Genomic DNA, 19303 nt, shown 5'->3' with positions numbered 1-19303 from the left:
CAGGGATGCCATTGGCACCCACATAGGGGCTTATTCTCTAAATCCAGGAATAACTTGAGTCAGCCTCACCCCACCGGCTACAGCCCGGGGCTCCCCTGGCCACGCGGAGGCGGGGCCGGCCCTGTCGGTGCCCGTCTCCCGAGGCCCACCCCGAGGTGTGAGATGAAGCTCCGAATGTGCGTGTTGTTGGTGCCTGCCCTGCTGGCGGCCGGCTGTGGCCCCCTGGAGGAGCAGGACGCGGCGGCGCCCGTGGTCGACGAGCTGACCGGGCAGGTGCTCCAGGAGGCGACGACGAAGTACGACATGCACCGGCTGCTGGAGGACTCGGACGTCACGGGCGGGCTGGCCATCACCCCGGCGCAGGTGCAGCAGTTCCTGCAGCAGCAGGGCTCGTACCTGGCGGGCTACACGGATCCGTTCTACGGCAAGACGGCGGCGACGCTCATCGTGGAGCGCTCGCGCGCGTCCAACATCAACCCGCTGTACATGCTGGCGCGCATCCAGGGCGAGTCCAGCCTCATCCAGAGCGGCACCTCCACCAACCTGAGCAAGGCGACGGGCTGTGGCTGTCCGGACTCCAGCGGCTGTGACGCGCAATACGTGGGCTTCGGCAAGCAGGTGGAGTGCGCCGCGAAGAAGATGCGCGGCTACCTCACCGACCTGGAGGCGGGCCGTCCCACCATCTCCGGCTGGAAGGTGGGGGTGACGAAGGCCACGTTGGATCCGTGCTCGGTGAAGCCCGTCAACATGGCCACCGCGGCGCTCTACACGTACACGCCCTGGGTGGGCGCGTACGCCACGCAGTGCGGCCGCACCACCGTGGGCGGCTCGTCGCTGATGGCCTCCATCTACAACCGCTACAAGACGGCCTACGCGTGGCCGTCGAGCGACGCCGGCTGCTACTCCGGCACGGTGGACGCCACGGTGCCGGAAGCGTCGTGCGTGCAGAGCTCGTCGGACGCCATCTGGCGCCAGTGCCTGTCGGGCACCTTCACGTCGGGCAGCACGGTGAAGCCCTCCAACTGCAGCGTGTCGTTCCCCTACTGCCAGTCCACGCGCCTGGGCCGGGGCGTCCCCACGCGCACCTGCGTGCAGACCTCCAGCACCGTGTGGCAGCAGTGCGGCGCCGAAGGCGTGTGGCGGAGCGCTCCCGGCGCGGGCACCACCGGCGTGGGCCCCATGGGCGCGTGCTACGCGGTGTACGCGCTGTAGCCGTCCGTGCTGACGCCGCCCGGGTGGGTGCAGGCACCCGGGCGCGCGGTCAGTACTCCTTGCTCCAGATGAGGTCCAGGCCGCCGGAGCGCGCGTCGCCGTACATGCCCTCCAGGCTCCAGCGCGGGCTGAAGAGGTACTGGAAGCGCACGGCGTTGGCGTTCTCCCCCTTCTGGAGGTTCGCGCCCACGCGGCCGGTGTAGCCCACGTAGATTTTGTCCGTCACGTAGGTGCCCACCTCCAGCTTGGTGCCGGCGATGCCGCTGTCGCCCGCTTCGATGGAGAGCACGTCCAGGGGCAGCTTCGCGGCGATGGCCTTGCGCGCCTCGTTGGCGACGAACGAGCCCACCACGGACGCCGCCTGCGCGCTCGCGTTCATGGACGCGCCCGAGCCGCGCTCCAGCGTGCGCCGGCCGGTGGCGAGCAGCGTGTAGATCTCCGACTCCGGCAGGGCCGGGTCGCTGCTCGTCTTGAGGGTGATCTCCTTGCCCTGGCCGCGCACGGTGACGAAGACGGTGACGGCCGCGTTGTCGTTGCGGTGCTCGGCGGTGACGTTGATGTACGGCGTGAGGACCGGGCCGGTGAAGCGCACCTGGCTGTCGCGCTGCACGTCGAAGCGGCGGCCCAGCACGTCCACGCGGCCCAGCAGCACCATCACCTCGCCGAACATGCGCGCCTCGTTGGCGTACTCGACGCGGAAGCCCTCCGACAGGCCCAGCTGGATGTTGAGGTCCGTGCCGCGCACCCACAGGTTGCGGGGCGCGTTGATGTTCACCCAGAACTGGCGCTGCGCGGGCTCCTCGTCGCCGCCCTCCTCGGCCAGCGCCTCCGCCTCGGCGTCGGACGTGGGGCCGCCCGCGCCGCCCACCGCGGTGCCCGGCTCCGGGGGATTGCCCTTCGTGCCAGGGGCCGCGTCCGGCGCCTTGCGCGGGTCGCCCCCGGCCGCCACCTGCGCGGGCGTGGGCTGCTTCGGCTTCCTGCGCTTGTCCACCGGTACGCCGTTGCGCACCATCACCACGTCCGCCGGGCGCTCCAGCGGCTGCAGGTCCTTGCGCTTGGCCTCCGGCAGCTCGACGTGGGCCTCCGGGATGCTCAGGTCGCTGATGTTCACGAGCCTGTCCGTGAGGCTGCCCTTCATGGACAGGTTCAGCGACAGGAGGGCCATGAGCTGGTCCTCCACCACGATGGGCAGGTTCTTGGTGCGGCCCTTGCCCTCCAGCACGAACTCGCCGCTCGCGCCCTGGCGGTTCGCGGAGGCCGTCAGCTCCAGCGACCCGCCGCCCGACTTCGCGGTGAGCTGCTTCAGGTCGATGCGCTCCTGCGACGCGTTCAGCGCGAGCTGGATGTCGTGGTACTCGCCAAAGCCCATCAGCCCCAGCTTGCCGTCCTTCCACGCCAGGTCGCCCTTGAAGGTGGGCGCGCCCACGGTGCCGCCCAGGTTCGCGTCTGCCTGCATGATGCCGCCCAGCGTGCGCACGTAGGGGGAGATGCCGGACAGGAACGATGGGTCGAAGGCGCGCGCACGCAGCGACAGCGCCACCGGCGCGCGGTCCACCTTCTTCGCCGGGCCCTGCGCGGACTGGAACGCGGGCAGGGACAGGTCCAGCCCCAGGGTGCCGCCGAGCACCAGCGAGCCGCCCCCCGGCGCGGTGAGCATCGCGTCGAAGAGGGACTTCGCCCCGGAGTAGGCGTACGTCAGCCGCGCCTGCCCCAGCGCCGTCTGCGCCACGCCCAGGGACTGCATGCCCGCGCTCAGCTCGATTTCAGGCGCCTCCGCTGTCCCGCGCGCGGCCAGCTCCATGGACAGCACGCCCTGCGGCCCGCCCTTGCCCTGGCCCGGCTGCGCCATGCCGGGAATCTCGTTGAGGGGCACGGGCCCCACGCGGCCCTTCATGCGGAAGGGGACGTGCGAAATCACCTCGCGGTCCTGGAGCGCGGCCAGGGGCGCCAGCACGCGCGCCTCCAGCGTCGCCAGCGGGCCGTTGGGGCGCTGCACGTCCAGCGTCAGCTTCACGTCCTTGTCCCCGGCCAGCGCCAGGGCGGTGCCGCTGAGCTTCGGCAGGCCGTTGGCGGTGACCTCGCGGGCCAGCAGCTCCACCCGGCCCAGCGGCGCGAGCACGGTGCCGCTCACGTCCGCCTTCAGCGTCACCGTGCCGCCCGGCTTGTCCACGCCCTCCATGCCCTGCAGCAGCGTCAGCGGCAGCTCCGCCACCAGCGCCTCCAGGTGCAGCGGCGCGTCCAGCGCCTGCGCGGGCGTGGGCGGCTTCGCGATGACGCCGCCCAGCGTGAAGGGCGTCTTCAGCGCGATGTATGCTTGCGGGGCCAGCCCCTTCACGTCCAGGCGCGCGACCAGCGTGGCGTCCTCCGGCTGCGAGTTCGCTTTCAGGTCGAAGCCGAACGCCTGCGCGAAGAGGGCCTCCGGACGGCCCGGGTAGCGCAGGTCGCTGCCGCTCACGAGCAGGTCCAGGCGCGGGTCCTTCGCGGAGCCGTTCACCACCAGCTTGCCGGTCATCTGCCCGGTGGGCCCCGGCGCCTGCCCGGCGAGCTTCAGCACCTCCGCGACGTCGAACTTCTCCAGGTTCACCGTCACGGACAGCGGCTCGTTGCGCCGCCGCAGCACGCCCTGCACCGGCACGTCGAACTGGGAGGACACCTGCGCCGCGCTCAGGCCCGCGGACAGCGTGCCGGTGGCGCGGTCCTTCACGTACCGCGCCTTCAGCGCGAGCCCCAGGCCCTGGTATCCGCGCGCCCGGCCGTCCGCCCAGGTGAGGTCCACGTCCGCGTCCGGCCGCGCCATCCGCCCCTTCGCCGCGACGTGGCCGGACAGCGTGCCGCCCAGGCCCAGCGACTCCGGCACCGCGATGCGCGGCAGCTTCGACAGGTCGAAGCCCCCCAGGTCGATGCGCGCGTCCACGCGCTCGCCGTCCTTCACCGCCGCCACCTTCAGCGTCTGCGCCTCCGACGCCAACTGGAGCGGCGGCGACAGCGCGATGCGCCCCCCGCCGAACGTCAGGTGCGTGGGCTGCTGGAGCGTCCAGGTGGCCTCCGGCCACGACAGCGAGAAGACGCGCATCGCGAGCCCCTCGTTGTCCGCGTCCACCGTGCCCTCCACGCCCAGGGCGAGCTGCGCGTCGCCTTCCACGCGCACGCTGGCCTTCAGCTCCCGCCGCGCGTCCGTGGTGAGCGCGACGGACAGGTCGCGGAAGCTGCGGCCCCCCGTCTTCAATTCGCTGATGAGCACGGTGGCGTCGGTGGTGAGCGGCCGGGTGACGTCCGGGACGCTGGCCTTGAGCGACAGGTCCTTGATGGCGATGTCGCCGTAGCCCAGCGTGACGAAGTTGCCGTCCACCTTCACGGCCGGCGTGGTCGGCGGGCCCTGCACCTGCAACTCCAGCGAACCGCTGCCGGACAACGGCGGCACGGTGCCCCCGGGCAGCAGCTTGTCCAGCGCCTGCGACAGCAGCCGCAGGTCGCCCGCGGACAGGCTGCCGCGCGCCTCCAGCGTCTTCGCGGTGCCCTCACCCGACGCGATGAACGCCGCGCCCGGCATCATCACGCGCAGGTTGCCCACCTGGTAGCGGCCGTCCTTCGCGCTGGCCTTCAGCTCGATGGGGCCCACGGACTGGCCCCGGTATTCGGAAGGGGACACGGTGAGGGCCACGTCGCCGTCCAGCGTCTCCACGCTGTCGCCACCGCCGTGCGCGATGAGGTCCGCGGCGATGTTCGTGGGGATGCCGTTCTCCATCAGCTCCGCCAGGTTCACCCCGCGCGCCTTCACGGTGGTCTCCTTCGTGCGGAAGGTCTTGAGGTTCGCGTCGCCCGCGACGTCCAGCGTGGCCTTGCCCGCGGTCGCGCCCAGCTTCGCCGTCGCGAGGTCGCCGTCCATGGACGCCGTGCCCTTCGCCTCGATGGGCACGATGAGCGGGTAGGCCGGGACGAACGCCTTCACCGGCTCCGGGGGAACGAACAGCCGCCGCAGCTCCACCGACGCGGCCGTGGCCCCGGACTGCTTCGCGCCCAGGTCCGCCTCCACGCCCGCAAGGCCCAGCTGCGCGTCCACCGTGCGCACCAGCTCCTTGCCGGAGCCCTTCAGCGCCAGCCTCACCGGCCCGGTGAGCGGTCGGGTGAGGCCGCCCGTGGCCTGGAGGTCCGCCGTGAAGTCCTGCGTCGCCAGCGCGTAGCTGCCCTCGCCCTTCGCGCTGAACCCCTCCAGGCGGACCTGTCGCTCGCCGCCGTCGGGCAGCTCCTGCTGGAAGTCCACGTAGCCGTGGGTCAGCTCGAAGTCCTTGAGGTGGATGGCCAGCTTGCTCGTGCTCTGGGTGGGAGGCTCCTCCGGCTTGGGCTCCCGGGGCTCCAGCGCGCGCATCAGGTTGAGGCCGCGCTCGTCCTGCGCCAGGTACAGGCGCGGCGCCTCGATGCGCACCTTCGTCAGGTCCACGGACTGGCCCAGCAGCGGCGACAGGCGCAGCCGCGCCTCCACGCGGGCCACCTCCGCCGCGAGGTCGCCTTCGGGCGTGTAGATCTTGATGCCGGTGAGGACCGCGCCGTTGAGGTCCAGGTCGAACCCGCCCAGCTCCAGCCGGCCGGCCAGCTGCTCGTTCGCCAGGTCCACGCCGAAGCGCGCGATGCGCGCCGAACCGCCGGCGCTGGTGGCGTAGACGAGCGCGCCCACGACCAACAGGACGATGAGGCCGAGGAAGCCGAGCAGGCCCCACAGCAACCTTCGACCCCAGCGCGCGCGGCTCTTCAAAACGCCTCTCCGATGGAGATGTGGACCGCGCACAGCCCTTCAGGGGCACCCGCGAACGCGGCTTCCGGGGAGGTCGAGGTCTTGTTGAACTTGCGTCCGAAGCCCAGGCATCCACCAGAGGACGGATAGATGTATGCGGGGTCGCTGACGGGCAATCCCCGCCCGATGTTCAGACGCCTTGCGATGTCCAGTCGGATGGGGCCCACGACCGTGAGGTAGCGCAGCCCGCCGCCCACCGCGTGGTAGTGCTCGGGACCGAACAGCTTGGGGGCGTTCTTGCCAATCAGGTTCTCCGTGCCTACGAGGCCGGAGTCGTAGAAGACGGCCAGCATCAGGCTGTCCGTCAGCATGTAGCGCAGCTCCACGGCGGTCTCGATGAGGCTGTTGCCGCCCACGGGCACCGTGTTCCACTCCTCCAGGATGGGGTTGCCGTTGCCGTCCACCAGCAGGTTGCCGTCGTCGTCCTCCTTGTAGGTGGGCGTCAGCGGCGTCATGGGGGACAGGCGCTGGCCGTTGAAGCCGCGCATGGCGGTGGCGCCGCCGGAGAAGAAGCGGGTGACGATGGAGCTGGGCTTGCCGTCCAGGGAGTTGAGCGTGCCCATGCGCAGCTTCACGGCCACCGTCAGGTCCTTCTTCTCTCCAATGGAGTGGTAGTAGCGCAGGTCCGGCAGCAGCCGGACGTAGTCGTAGTTGCCGAAGAACGGCGTGCCGCCCTTCTGGATGGACAGGCCCACGTAGTAGCCGTCCCGGGGCTCCGTGCGGTCGTCGCGCCGGTCCCAGGCGAACGCCACCTCCAGGAAGCTCAGCGCGACGTCGCACTTCCCGGTGGGGTCGTTGCAGCCCAGGATGATGGGCGGCACGGTCTCATCCGCGGACACCTGGCCCTCCAGCCGGTACAGCTGGAGGTTGTAGGAGGGGAAGACGGAGAAGGAGTCGTGGGGCTGCCAGATGACGCCCGTCTTCAGATAGCCGCCGTAGAACGAGTACGCCTGCTGCAGGCCCTTCTCCGCGGTGACGGAGGCCTGCAGGCGCAGGTCGCGGAAGAGGAAGCGCGGCTGTTCGAACTCCGTGGTGGCCTCGAACACCACGCCGTCCTTGGAGCCGTCGTCGCCGCGCACGGAGGCCAGCACGTTGGGGATGAACGCGTAGCCCAGCCGGCCGCGCAGCGTGAGCCGCCGCAGGCCCCCGCGGAAGTTGCGGTTGGTCCACTCGCCCAGGATGCGGCCTTCCTGCCGCGCGGCGTCCACGCCCACGCCGCCGCCCAGCCGGAGGGAATGGAAGGGGGACTCGCGCACGTCCACCACCACCGGCACCGTGGCGTTCTGCCGGTCCGGCGCGCCCCGGTTCACCTTCACCGCGCCGAAGACGCCCATGCGGAAGACGCGCGCCTGGGCTTCGGCCAGGGCCTTCTCGCTGAAGTAGTCGCCCTTGTGCACGGCGCCCTGCGTCTGTTCGATGATGCGGCGGGGCGGCACCTGCGGGTTCGCGTCCGTGGCGATGAAGATGTTGCCGAAGCGGTACCTCAGGCCCGGGGTGATGCGCAGGTCCACGATGGCCTTCTGCGTGGCCACGTCCACCCGCACCTCGCCCTCCACCTCCGCCTCCGCGTACCCCAGGTCCTTGAGCCGCTGGGTGATGAGCTCCTTGGTGGCGACCCACGTGTCCTCGCGGAACACGTCGCCCGAGCGCACCGGCAGCTCCTCCAGGATGAGCTCCCGCTGACGCTGGGACGGCGCGTCCGGCCCCTGCGCCAGCGACTCCAGCCCGTGCGGTTCAATGCGGTCGATGACGGTGGGGGCGCCCTCGTTGACCACGACCTTGAGGCGCACGGCCTTGTCGCCGTCGGGGATCACCTCGTTGGATTCCACCTGGGCCTGGTAGTAGCCCTCCGCCTGGTAGAACCGCTCGATGCGGCGCAGGTCCGCCTGCCACGCGTTGGTGTCGAAGTAGTGCGCCCTGCCGAACGGCCAGAACGCGTACCAGGGCGTGGCGGAGGTGAGGATGCGGTCCTTGATGTCCCCGTCGTCCACCTGCTTCGCCCCCTGGATGTCCAGGGACTTCACCTTTGGCCCGGAGGGCTGGGTGGAGGAGGTGGTGGCACAGGCCGTCAGCAGCACGACCAGCGCGAGGGGAAGGGCGGAGCGGAATCGAGGGAGTCGGACGTCGGCCACGTCCGGTCTCTTACCGGAAGGCCAGCGCCGGACGTGTTTCGTGATGTTTCTTTATGCCAGGAGTGTCGCATTCCGCGACCTCCGGTCCCGGGTCATTGTCCTTTAGGCTCCGGGTCGTCGTCGTGGCGCGTGCAACCGGACTCCGGGTGCGCCAGATTCGGGTCCCTATGGTCCGGCGAATCGCGATGCTGCTGTCGGCCACGCTGGTGCTCGCCACCGGCTGCGGCGTGGACGATGACGAGGTGGTGAAGCTCAAGGAGGGAGAGAACCTCTCCGACACCCCCTACTGCGGCTCGCTCGGGTGCGCGGATCCGTTCCGCTACTGCGCGGAGCTGTTCCTGGAGTTCGGCCGCTCGCCCCCGCTGTGCGTCGTGGAGAACATCTGCGACCGGCTGGAGTGCGCCAACACGAACCGCCGGTGCGCCGTGTTCGACGGCTTCCCCGGCCAGGTGAAGTGCATCGACAACTGAGGCGCGGCGGGGACTCCCGGCGCCCGGGGCGGCTGTCCTCCAGCGGCCCCGGGGCGGTGTGCTCCCGCGCTTGCCGTGACGTCCTCCCGCCCTACCGGCGCGAGGAGGCGGTGAGCCACGCCAGCCGCTCGGCGGCGTCCTTCGTCTGGGGCTCGGTGAGCAGCGCGTCCGTGTCCTGCGCGATGCGGTAGGCCCAGTTGGCGTCGCCCATGGTGCCCGGCAGGTTGATGCGGTCGCGGGTGCCCAGCACGTCCTGCCACGGCAGCACGCACAGGTCCGAGCCCGAGTTCAGCGTGGCGGCCAGCGTGGCGCGGTGGATGTCCGGGGTGAACTCGCGCGTCAGGGCCACGCCCTGGAACTCCGGCCAGGCGCGGGCGGCGTTCTGGCGCTCATCCTCGCGCGCCTGCTCCCACCACTCCGCCTGCGGCTCCGTGTCGTGCGTGCCGGTGGTGACCAGCGACACGGCGGGGAAGCCGTGCGGGTCGCGGTACGTGTCGCCGTCGCGCTCCCAGCGCAGCACCCGGTAGCCGGGCAGCTTCAGCTCCGCGAGGATTTGACGGACGAAGGGCGGAATCACGCCCAGGTCCTCGGCGACGATGCCGGCCCCTTCCGACAGCAGGCGGAAGAGCTTCTCACCCTGGCGGCGCCAGGTGGGCTCGTCCGGCGGCACGAAGTAGCCGGTGGGGTTCTTGTCGTCGCGGATCCACTGGCGGAAGTAGCCCACCGCGTGGTCCACGCGGCGCAGGTCGTAGTAGCTGGCCGCCTTGGCCGCGCGCTTCTTCAGCCACGCGTAGTCGTCCTTCTCCATCGCCGCGAAGTCGAAGTAGGGCAGGCCCCAGTCCTGACCCGTGGCGGAGAAGTCGTCCGGCGGCACGCCCAGGCGCGCGTCGCGGCGCAGGATGTCCGGGTGGGCCCAGCAGTCGGAGCTGTCCTGCCCGATGATGAAGGGCTCGTCGCCGCACAAGAGGACGTCCTTCGCCTTCGCCTGCTGGCGCACCGCGTTCCACTGCACCTCCGCCAGCCACTGGAGCCAGGCGTGGTAGCGCACGCGGCGCTCCAGGCCCTGGTTCTTCACCGCCATCAGGGCCTCCGGCTGGCGCGTGCGCAGCCCCTCCGGCCACTGCCACCACGGGCGGCGCTGCTCCTGCTCGCTGATGGCGGTGAAGAGCGCGTAGCTCTCCAGCCACTCGCCCTGCGCCTCGCGCCACTTCTGGAACTCCTGGGCGCGCGGCGTGCGCGGGGTCCACTCGTGCTTCTCGAAGTGGTCGAAGGCGCGCGCGAACGCGGCGTCCTTCAGCGGGAACACCAGGTCGTATCTCACGCGCGGCGCGGCGCGTGCTTCACCCAGCTGCTTGCGCTGCGCCTCGTCGAGCGCGGCCTCGCCGCCGGTGGCCTGGAACTCCGGCACCTGGGCCAGGTCGATGAAGAGGGGGTTCAGACCGAACGCGGAGCGCGTGGCGTAGGGGCTCGGGTCGCCTGGCGCGGTGGGCAGCAGGGGCAGCACCATCAGCAGGCGCTGGCGCGCGGCCTTCATCCAGGCGAACAGGCCATCCATCGCGCCGAAGTCGCCAATTCCGAAGTCCGTCTGGGAACGCAGGGAGAAGAGGGGCAGCAGGAGACCGGAGAGCCGGCCAGGAGTGGACATGCGGCGCAATCTGCCCCAGCCACGGGCCGCTGTGAACTGCCGTCGCCCAGGTGTTCACACGTGCCTGCTTGTTCAGCGCGCGGAGGTTGTCTGGTGGAAGTTTTGGAAGTTGGGGCCGCGAGAATCGCCCGGCGGTTGACGAAGTGCCCCCGAGGCAGGAAGGACCTCCTCCCGTGAGAAAGCTCCCGCTGACCTTCTATGCCCGCCCCGCGCTGGAGGTGGCGCGCGACCTGCTGGGGACCCTGCTGGTGGTGGACGGCGTGAGCGGCCGGCGGGTGGGCCGCGTCGTGGAGGTGGAGGCCTACCTGGGGGAGCACGACCTGGCGTGCCATGCGTCCAAGGGACTCACCCCGCGCACGGAGGTGATGTTCGGGCCGGCGGGGCGCGCGTACGTCTATCTCATCTATGGGATGCACCACTGTTTCAACGTGGTGGCGGACGCCGAGGGGGTGGGGGCCGCGGTGCTGGTGCGGGCGGTGGAGCCGGTGGAGGGGCTGGCCCCGGGGGAGCGCACGGACGGGCCCGGCCGGCTGTGCCGGGTGCTGGGGCTCAACCTGAACCACAACCGTCAGCGGTTGGATTCGGAGGGGCTGCACCTGCTGCCCGGGGCGCCGGTGCCGGAGGCCGCCGTGGCCCGGGGGCCGCGCATCGGGGTGGAGTACGCCGGGGCGTGGGCGGCTGAACCCTTCCGCTTGTGGATCCGGGACAGTGGACACGTCAGCCGCTTCGTGTCCCGGGCGCCTCGCCGTCGGCCTTGACGCGGAACCCTCCGGCTGGTTGGGTGGGAAGCGTCATGTCCCACGACGCCCCCCAGGAAGATGACCGGCAGGAAGAAGACCGGCGGCTCCTGGCGCGGGCCCAGGGCGGGGACGTGTCCGCCTTCGAGGCGCTCGTGGGCCTGCACCAGGACCGGGTGTACGGCCTGGCGCTGCGGATGACGCGCTCGGAGGCGGACGCGGCGGAGATCACCCAGGAGACCTTCCTGTCCGCCTACCAGCACCTCAAGGACTTCCGGGGCGAGGCGGCCTTCGGGTCCTGGGTCCACCGCATCGCGGCGAACCACGCGCTCATGCGCCTGCGGCACCGCCGGGTGGCCCAGGCGGCGGAGGCGGAGCTCCAGACCCCTGAATTCACGGAGCGGGGCACCCTGGCGGACCTGCCCGTCTCCGACTGGAGCCGGGACGCCGAGGAGAAGGCGCTGGACGCGGAGCTGGGGCAGGCCATCCAGCAGGCGACCGACCGGCTGCCGGAGGGCTACCGGGAGGTCTTCCTCTTGAAAGACGTGGACGGCCTCAGCTACGAACAGATCGCGGAAGTGACGGGGGACTCCATCCCCGCCATCAAGAGCCGCCTGCACCGGGCACGGCTCGCGCTGCGAGAGGCCATCGACCTGTTCTACAACCGGGACAATCGCGGGGCGTGAAACCCCCAGGGCGCCTCGGCATCTTCGAACAGTAGCGAGGGGAGCCGCAGCCAGCCGAGGTTCGGATGTATACGTGTAAAGATTCCATCAACCTCCTGCTGGAATTCCTCGAGGGGGAGATGCCCGAGGAGGAGGCGCGGCACCTCCAGGAGCACCTGTCGGGCTGCAAGCCCTGCGAGGAGTTCATGAGCACCTACCGGGCGACGCCGGGGCTGTGCAAGCGCGCCATGGCGCTGCGCATGCCCAAGGAGGTCTCGGCGAAGCTGACCGAGTTCCTGCGCTCGAAGATCAAGTCCTGCTCGTGAACCTGAAATCCCTCTCGTTGCCGGAGCTGGAAGCGGCGCTCGCGCCGGCCCAGCCTTCTGCCACCGCGGTGCGCAAGGTGTTCGCGGGCGTCTTCGCCCATGCGCGCCCCACCGTGGACGCCGTCGCGCTGGCGCCCCAGGTGCCGCGCCGCGTGGGAGACCTGCTCCGCGCCCAGGCGGAGATGCCGTCCCTGAAGGTGGTGGAGCGGCGGCAGGCGGAGGACGGGTTCGTGAAGTACCTCTTCGAGTCGCCGCTGGGCGGCCGCATCGAAGCGGTGCGCATCCCCATCTTCGACGAGAAGTACGTCGTCTGCGTGTCCAGCCAGGTGGGCTGCGCGCTGGCGTGCGACTTCTGCATGACGGGCAAGCTGGGCTTCCAGCGCAACCTCCAGACCTGGGAGATTCTGGACCAGGTGATGCAGGTGCGCGCGGAGGCGGACCGGCGCGTGGGCGGCGTGGTGTTCATGGGGATGGGCGAGCCGCTGCTCAACTACAAGGAGACGCTGCGCGCGGCGCAGATCCTCTCCCACCCGGCGGGCTTCTCCATCTCCGGCACGGCCATCACGTTCTCCACCGCGGGGCACGTGCCGGCCATCCGGCGCTACACGCGCGAGGGGCACCCGTTCCGGCTGGCGTTCAGCGTGACGAGCGCCATCCCGGAGAAGCGCGCGAAGGTGCTCCCCATCGAGAAGACGCACCCGCTGCCGGAGCTCATCGAGGCCATCCGCGAGTACAGCGAGGCGCGGCGGGAGCGGGCGATGATTGCCTACGTGGCCATCCAGGGCTTCAACCTGGGGCGCGAGGACGCGGAGGCGCTGAAGGTCGCGTTCGAGGGCATCCCCATCAAGGTGGACCTCATCGACGTGACGGACCCCACGGGCAAGTACCTGCCGCCCACGGCGGAGGAGCTGAGCGCGTTTCGCGACCACCTCCAGATCCTCAAGGCGCCCATCGCGCGGCGCTATTCGGGCGGCAAGGAGATTGGCGCGGCGTGCGGCACGCTGGCGGCCAGCCAGTACGGCGGCACGGTGCTGCCGACGCCGGTGGTGACGCCCCCCCGCTAGTCGCCGGGCTTGGGACTCCAAGCTTGGGGCTCGGCTGGCGCCTTCGTGTTCACCGCCCGGCGGGCAGGTGGGGCGATGGGTTCCGTCAGGCGGGCAGGAGGCTTAAGTCTCGCGCGGGACGTTTCCTTCGCAGGGGTGGCCGCGCGGATGATGTGGATCGAGCACGTCGACAAGCTGATTGGAGCGCTGGGGCCGTTCGGGTTCCTGGTGCTCGGCGTGGCGGCGATGCTGGAGTACGTGGTGCCGCCGTTCCCCGGGGACACCATCGTGCTCATGGGCGGCGTCTACGCCGTGCGCGGTGAGAAGCCCTGGTGGCTGGTGCTGGCGGTGGTGACGGCGGGCAGCGTGCTGGGCGCCTTCATCAACTACGCGGTGGGCCAGTGGCTGGCGAAGCGCTTCGAGGCGAACCCGGAGCGCTCGTTCTTCGGCCTCACGCACGCGCGGCTGGAGTCGGTGCAGGCGCGGATGCGGCGCGCGGGCCCGTGGCTGCTGCTGGTGAACCGGTTCCTGCCCGGCATCCGGGGCATCATCTTCATCGCGGCGGGGGCGGCGCGCATGCCCCGGTTCAACGCGCTGGTGCTGGGCGCGGTGTCCGCGCTGGCGCACAGCGGGCTCGTCATCGCGCTGGGCATGGCGGTGGGTGGCAACCTGGAGCGGCTGACGGTGCTGGTGTCGCGCTACCAGTACGCCGTCATCGGGCTGCTCGTGGTGGCGGGCCTGGGGTTCGGCGTGCGGGCGCTGACGCGCAGGCGCGAGTCGCCCGTGGGGCAGTAGCGGTCCGCCCGGACGTCCTGGAGGGGCCTCGAAATGTAAGGGGCTGGCTGGGAGCAGGGGACGCACGTTGCGCCGGCCCGGCGTGGCGCGGTTGAGTCGGGCCATGGTCCGTGCCCGTGCTCCCTGGTGGCTCCTGGTGCTGCTCGTCTTCAGCGGTTGCCGCTGTGGCGACGACCCCGGCCTGGGCGGAGCGAACGCCAGCTTCCGGCCGCAGGGGACGGTGGTGGACTTCGGCCGGGTGCTGGAGGGCACCCAGGTGCGCCGCTCGCTGACGCTGGTGGCCACGGGCCGCGCGGGCGTGCAGGTGGCGGCGGTGACGCAGAGCCCCTTCTTCGTGGTCGTGTCCCAGATTGTCGTGCCGGGCAGCGGGACGGGCACGGTGGACATCCTGTTCTCCGCGGGCAGCACGCCGGTGGAGGGAGAGCTGGTGCTCACCGCGGGCCGCACCACGGCCACCGTGAAGCTCACCGGCGTGGGCGTGCGTCCCCTGCCGTGCCTGCCACAGGGCGAGTGCCGCGAGTCGCGCTTCGACCTGGACTCGGGACAGTGCCTCGAGTCCCCGCAGGCCGACGGCGCCTCGTGCATCCCCGGCAGCCGCTGCCAGGAGAACGGCCGCTGCCAGGCGGGCGTCTGCGTGGGGCAGCCGCGCTCGTGCAACGACGACAACCCGTGCACCCTCGACACCTGCTCACCGACGCAGGGCTGCGTGACGGCGAGCGTCGCGTGTCCCGTGCCGCGCGACCCCTGCAAGGTGGGCGTGTGCGACCGCAACGCGGGTTGCAAGGAGGTGGACGCGAAGGACTTCATCCCGTGCGGCTCGGTGAGCTGCAAGGAGGCCCAGGTCTGCTTGCGTGGAGCGTGTCGGTCGGTGACGCCGCCGGACGGCTTCGTCTGCGCGCCGGCCACACCGTGCCAGGGGGAGGGCACGTGCAGCGCGGGGGAGTGCATGCGCCCGGACGCCGGGGACCTGGAGCCGCTCTTCACCGCGGAGCTGGGGGGCGAGCCGGTCGCGGAGGACGGCGGGCCGGTGCTGCTGGTGGACGACGGGACGGTCTACGCCTCCGTGTGCGGTGGGGACGCGGGCTGCCGGCTCGCCGCGTACACGGAGACCGGGCTGTTGAGGTTCGAGTCCCCCTACGAGGATGGGGGCGCTCGGACGCTGCTCGCGGCCTCGGACGCGGGCGTGGTGGTGCTCGCGCCGGAAGCGCTGGAGGCCTATGCGCCCCGGGGCGCGGGGGAGCTGCGCTGGCGCACGTCGCTGGCGCTCGCCGATGCACCCCTGGATGGGGGCATTCCGGAAGGCATGCCGGGCACGGGCGCGGGCCGCGTGGCGCTCACGGTGGAGGGGGACGTGCTCACGTACGTCACCTGGAGCGCGGAGGCTCCGGATGCGGGGGAGGACGCGGGCGCGGTGGCGGAGCCCCTGCGCTCCAGGCTGGTGCTGCTGAGCGCGGACGCGGGTGTGCCGCTGGCCCTGGGACCCGAGGAGGACGGTGGAGGCCCGGCGCGGCTCGCCGTGGATGACGCGCGAGGCGCGTACCTCTACACGCCCTGGGATGGGCGGATCGCCTTCACGTCGTGGGCGTCAGCGGACGCGGACGCTGGAAGTGCTTTGCCGCCAGGCCCTGGCGTCACGGCGCTCGCGGATGGCGGCCTTGCCTCCCTGGGACTCGCACCGCTCGACGCAGGCGTTCCGGGAGGCGCGCCATCGCTGGCCCTGGCGTCGGGACGACTGCTCGTGGGCGCGCGGGCCTTCGTGGACACGGATGGCGGCGTGCCAGTCACGCTGGACTGGGATGGGGGCACGCGCACGCTGTCACCCTTCGCGGAGCCCGTGCTGGTGACGCCGGCCGGGGCCGTGGGACACGGCTTCGCGCTCGCGTGCGACCGCACGGATGGCACCGCGTGTCCGCCCGGGGAGCAGCGCACCGTGATGCGGTCCTTCAGCTTCGACGACGGCCATGCCCTCTACGAGGTGGACGTGCTGCCCTCGCCGCTGCTCCCTGGCACCCTCCACGAGGCCGCGCTGATGGAGCTGGGCACCGTGAGCGTGCTGGCGGACGCGGAGCTGCCGGACGGGCAGCGGCAGGCGTGGCTGGAGTGGATCCGCGCTGGCGACAAGGTCGGCATGTGCGCGCTGCCGGGCCGCGTGCGGGTGGCGGGCGCGACGTTCGCGGGCGAGGTGATGCACGTGGTGCTCCAGCGCGACGGAGCCTGGCTCCTGGAGTCCTACGCGGTGGGCCAGCGCGCCGAGACCCGGGGCTGGCCGCAGCGCCACGCGAGTCCTTCCGGGACGCGCCGGGCGGCGCCGTAGCCGGACGGTCAGCCGCTCGCGCTGGGGTCCACCCAGAGGTCCTCGAAGCGCACCTGGGGCGGCGTCTGGTGCAGCCGCAGGTTCTGCACCGACGCCACCGCGGCCACGTGCGTGCGGTCGTGGTACAGCGGGATGAGCGGACAGTCCTCGCGCGCCAGCATCTCCGCGCGCCGGTAGAGCTGCGAGCGCAGCTCCGGGTCGATGGACACGCGCGCCTCGGCGGTGAGCCGGTCGAACTCCGGGTTGCGGTAGCCCAGCGGGTACACCGTCTGCGCGCTGGAGTTGAGCAGGAAGTGCAGGAACACGTCCGGATCCGGGAAGTCCGCCAGCCACAGCGTGCGGAAGGCCGGGACCTTCCCCTCGCGCAGGCGCGGCAGGTACTCCTCCGGGCTCATCTGCACGTGCCGCAGCTCCAGCAGCCCCGCCTGGATGAGCGGGCGGAAGAGCACCGCGTCCTCGGTGGACGTGTCGCGGCCCGTGGGGTGGTGCAGCGTGAGCTGCAACCGGCGCACCCCGGCCTCGCGCAGCAGGCGCTCCGCCAGCCCCAGGTCCGTCATGGGCGCCGGGCCCACCTCCGCGCCATCCAGCAGCTCCGGCGGCGTGAAGGTGCGGGCGACGCGAGCCCCCGGATGGAACTGCTCCACCATCCCCGGGATGTCCATGCCCGCGCGCAGGGCGCGGCGCACGCGCACGTCGTTGTAGGGCGCCTCATGCAGGTTGAGGCCCACGAAGGCCGTGGAGGGCGTGGTGCTGGCCACCAGCTGGTGCAGCTCCAGGCCCTTGGCCTCCGTGTGCTCGGTGGGCAGGAAGGACACGAGGTCCAGCCGTCCCTCCAGCATCTGGCGCACCGCCTGCTGGCGCGACTCCATCAGCTGGAACTCCAGCCGGTCGAGCAGCGGAATCCCGCCGCGCCAGTAGGTCGGGTTGCGCTCCAGCACCACGCGGTCCGGCTCCAGGCCGACGACGCGGAAGGGGCCCGTGCCCACCAGCTTCCCGGCCGGGTCCAGCTTCGCCACCGCGGTGGCCGTGAGGGCCATCAACTGGAGGAAGAACGCCTTGGGCTCGCGCAGCCGGATCTCCAGCGTGCCCTCGTCCAGCACCTCGATGCCCGTCACCTCGCGCGCGAGGCCGCTGGAGTACTCCGGCGCGCCCTCCACGTCCTCCAGCAGGCTGCGGTCCGGCGAGCGCACCGCCGGGTCCATCAACCGCTCCAGGTGGCGCTTCACGTCCTGCGCGGTGAGCATCGTCCCGTCGTGGAAGGTGATGCTCCGGCGCAGGTAGAAGCGGTAGCGGCGCGCGGAGGGGTCCGCGTCCCAGCGCTCGGCCAGGTCGGGCGACAGCACGCCGTCCTCCAGCCGCACGAGGCCGGAGAAGACGCACGCGGACAGCTCCGCCAGCTGGTTCTCCACGCTGAACAGCGGATCCACCGCCTGCCGGTTGCGCAGCGACGCCGCCTGATGCAGCCCCACGCGCAGCGTGCCGCCCGGCCGCGCCTGCGGAAGCTGGAAGCGGAACACCTCCGCCTCCAGGCTCGCCGTCTCGTGGCTGAGCTGGTCCACCGTGCGGTCCAGGCCGTCGCCAATGCGGATGACCCGGCGCGCGTCCTCGCGCACCTGCGCCACCTCCTCACGGATGGACGCATCACCCCGGGTGAGCACCAGGTGGGCCTGCCGCAGCTCCTCGATGGCCGCGCTCAGGCGCATCACGGCCTCGGACAGGTCGCGGCCGGTGCGCGCCTGCGCCTCCGCCTTCTGCGCGGCGCCCTGGCCCACGCGCCCCATCTCCTGCATCTGGCGCACGAGGTCCCGCGCGTTGCCGGACTGCTCGATGGCCATGCGCGTGATGTCTTCCACGCGGCGGGCCACGCGCTGGCTCGCCTCCACGACGGTGGCGCCTTGCGCCTCCAGCCGCTGCGTCTCCGCGACCGTGGCTTCCACGGCGGCGAAGGTGCGCTGGGTGATGGTGCGGATCTCCCCCAGGGCCTCGGCGGCGCGGTCGCCCAGCGCCACGCCCGCGGTGGCCTGCTCGCGGCCCTCCTGCACCAGCGCCACGGCGGTCTCCACCGCGTCGCGGATGCCGGTGACCATGGTGCCAATCTCGCGCGTGGAGCGCGTGGTGCGCTCGGCGAGGCTGCGGATTTCATTGGCCACCACGCCGAAGGGGCGGCCGTGCTCGCCCGCCTGCGCGGCGATGATGGCGGCGTTGAGGGCCAGCAGGTTCGTCTGGTCGGCGATCTCCTGGATGACGTCCACGATGCGGCCAATCTCCATCGACCGCGTGCCGAGCATCTCCATCAGCTCGGCCGCCTTGCGCACCGTCTCCTCCACCCGGTACATGCCCTGCACGCTGTCGCCCACCAGCGCTTCGCCGCGCTGGGCGGTGGCCGTCACCGCGAGCGCCATGCTGTTGGTGTCGGTGGCGCGGCGGCGCACGGCGTCGATGCCGCCCTCCACCAGCCCGACGAACTCCGTCGCCTCGCTGGCGAAGCGGCCCAGCTCGTCACCCGACGCGGCGATGTGGCCCAGCCGCTCCGTCATCGCCTGGATGAGGCCGCTGGTGCGCTGGCTGAAGTCGTTGACGGTGGTGAGGCCATCCACCACCTGGTGCAGCCGCTCCGTCATCTCCAGCAGCGCGCCCGTCGTCTCGTGCGCGAAGGTTTCAATGTGCTGCACGCGCTTGACGGCCGTCTGGAGGCTGGCGCCGTTGCCGGCCACGGCGCTGAGCGTGCGCTCCACGGCGCCGCCCTGACGGCGCGCGGCCTCCAGCAGCACGCGGGCCTGGTCGCTCACGCCGTTGCCGGTGCGGTGCAGGTTGCTCGTCACGCGCTGCACCTGGGACATGGCGCGGCGCAGGGAGAGGATGAGGCGGCGCAGGTCCTCCTGGCCCTCGAAGCCCTGGTGGATGGGCGTGGTGAGGTCGCCCTCGGCGAGCCGGGCCATCAGGCCCCGGCGCTCACGCCGGCGCAGCGAGGCCCAGCGGAACCACGCCAGGTAGCTGCCCGTCAGCCACAGCAGCGGCACGCCGAAGAACAGCACCGCCCAGCCGGCCAGGTCGTTGGGCGAGCCCGTCACCCAGTGCAGCAGCAGGCCCAGGAGGAGGGCGGAGACCAGCGCCGCCACCAGCCCGAACGAGAAGAGGTACCGTTTGGCGCCCATGGACGGGGCCACGCTAACCC

Annotated in this window: 12 protein-coding genes; 8 read left to right on the top strand and 4 right to left on the bottom strand. The window is 71.7% G+C overall.

All coding sequences use genetic code 11. From position 1 onward, the window contains the following. Window positions 1–162: 162 nt before the first annotated feature. A complete protein-coding gene (locus tag OV207_RS19395) occupies window positions 163–1212 on the top strand; it encodes a hypothetical protein (protein WP_267556628.1) in 1050 nt (349 codons plus the stop codon). A gap of 49 nt (window positions 1213–1261) precedes the next feature. Here OV207_RS19395 and OV207_RS19390 read toward each other — a convergent pair whose 3' ends face one another. Next, entirely contained in the window at window positions 1262–5932 is a 4671-nt protein-coding gene (locus tag OV207_RS19390; protein ID WP_267556627.1) for a translocation/assembly module TamB domain-containing protein, read from the bottom strand. Window positions 5933–5958: 26 nt separating this feature from the next. Then, window positions 5959–8133: a BamA/TamA family outer membrane protein gene (locus OV207_RS19385; protein ID WP_267556626.1), complete on the bottom strand. Its 2175-nt coding sequence runs from the start codon at window positions 8131–8133 to the stop codon at window positions 5959–5961. A gap of 167 nt (window positions 8134–8300) precedes the next feature. Between OV207_RS19385 and OV207_RS19380 the strand changes: the two genes are divergently transcribed. Then, window positions 8301–8603: a hypothetical protein gene (locus OV207_RS19380; protein ID WP_267556625.1), complete on the top strand. Its 303-nt coding sequence runs from the start codon at window positions 8301–8303 to the stop codon at window positions 8601–8603. A 91-nt stretch (window positions 8604–8694) separates the two neighbouring features. Here the strand turns inward: OV207_RS19380 and OV207_RS19375 are convergent, their stop codons facing one another. After that, window positions 8695–10248 carry a 4-alpha-glucanotransferase gene (locus OV207_RS19375; protein WP_267556624.1) on the bottom strand — a complete coding sequence of 518 codons (1554 nt, stop codon included), beginning with the start codon at window positions 10246–10248 and terminating at the stop codon, window positions 8695–8697. A gap of 173 nt (window positions 10249–10421) precedes the next feature. On the opposite strand from OV207_RS19375, the gene OV207_RS19370 reads away from it, so the two are divergent. The 6 genes from OV207_RS19370 to OV207_RS19345 all read left to right on the top strand — a co-directional run bounded on the left by OV207_RS19370 (window position 10422) and on the right by OV207_RS19345 (window position 16128). Continuing rightward, window positions 10422–11006, top strand: coding sequence for a DNA-3-methyladenine glycosylase (locus OV207_RS19370; protein ID WP_267556623.1), 585 nt, complete (start codon window positions 10422–10424; stop codon window positions 11004–11006). 35 nt (window positions 11007–11041) lie between these two features. Next, on the top strand, window positions 11042–11671 hold the full coding sequence (locus OV207_RS19365; protein WP_193350223.1) for an RNA polymerase sigma factor: 630 nt from the start codon (window positions 11042–11044) through the stop codon (window positions 11669–11671). 65 nt (window positions 11672–11736) lie between these two features. Continuing rightward, window positions 11737–11976 (top strand): anti-sigma factor family protein, encoded by a 240-nt coding sequence (locus OV207_RS19360; RefSeq protein WP_120539249.1) that lies wholly within the window; start codon window positions 11737–11739, stop codon window positions 11974–11976. Beyond that, on the top strand, window positions 11973–13040 hold the full coding sequence (locus OV207_RS19355) for a radical SAM protein (RefSeq protein WP_120582349.1): 1068 nt from the start codon (window positions 11973–11975) through the stop codon (window positions 13038–13040). Before OV207_RS19360 ends, OV207_RS19355 begins: the two co-directional genes overlap by 4 nt. 150 nt (window positions 13041–13190) lie before the next feature. Beyond that, a complete protein-coding gene (locus OV207_RS19350) occupies window positions 13191–13814 on the top strand; it encodes a DedA family protein (protein WP_193428130.1) in 624 nt (207 codons plus the stop codon). Window positions 13815–13917: 103 nt separating this feature from the next. After that, window positions 13918–16128, top strand: coding sequence for a hypothetical protein (locus tag OV207_RS19345; RefSeq protein ID WP_267556622.1), 2211 nt, complete (start codon window positions 13918–13920; stop codon window positions 16126–16128). Window positions 16129–16136: 8 nt separating this feature from the next. Here the strand turns inward: OV207_RS19345 and OV207_RS19340 are convergent, their stop codons facing one another. After that, entirely contained in the window at window positions 16137–19283 is a 3147-nt protein-coding gene (locus tag OV207_RS19340) for an ABC transporter substrate-binding protein (protein WP_267556621.1), read from the bottom strand. Window positions 19284–19303: the final 20 nt, after the last annotated feature.

It is taken from the genome of Corallococcus sp. BB11-1, assembly GCF_026626625.1.
Lineage (GTDB): Bacteria > Myxococcota > Myxococcia > Myxococcales > Myxococcaceae > Corallococcus > Corallococcus soli.
The sequence above is the reverse complement of the archived record's forward strand: the minus strand, read 5'-3'. Positions and strand labels throughout refer to the sequence as shown.

Excerpts from the sequence above, each read along its gene's own strand:
- OV207_RS19395 (WP_267556628.1), top strand. The coding sequence starts at position 163 with ATGAAGCTCCGAATGTGCGTGTTGTTGGTGCCTGCCCTGCTGGCGGCC.
- OV207_RS19380 (WP_267556625.1), top strand. The coding sequence starts at position 8,301 with ATGGTCCGGCGAATCGCGATGCTGCTGTCGGCCACGCTGGTGCTCGCC.
- OV207_RS19375 (WP_267556624.1), bottom strand. The coding sequence starts at position 10,248 with ATGTCCACTCCTGGCCGGCTCTCCGGTCTCCTGCTGCCCCTCTTCTCC.
- OV207_RS19365 (WP_193350223.1), top strand. The coding sequence starts at position 11,042 with ATGTCCCACGACGCCCCCCAGGAAGATGACCGGCAGGAAGAAGACCGG.
- OV207_RS19360 (WP_120539249.1), top strand. The coding sequence starts at position 11,737 with ATGTATACGTGTAAAGATTCCATCAACCTCCTGCTGGAATTCCTCGAG.
- OV207_RS19350 (WP_193428130.1), top strand. The coding sequence starts at position 13,191 with ATGTGGATCGAGCACGTCGACAAGCTGATTGGAGCGCTGGGGCCGTTC.
- OV207_RS19345 (WP_267556622.1), top strand. The coding sequence starts at position 13,918 with ATGGTCCGTGCCCGTGCTCCCTGGTGGCTCCTGGTGCTGCTCGTCTTC.
- OV207_RS19340 (WP_267556621.1), bottom strand. The coding sequence starts at position 19,283 with ATGGGCGCCAAACGGTACCTCTTCTCGTTCGGGCTGGTGGCGGCGCTG.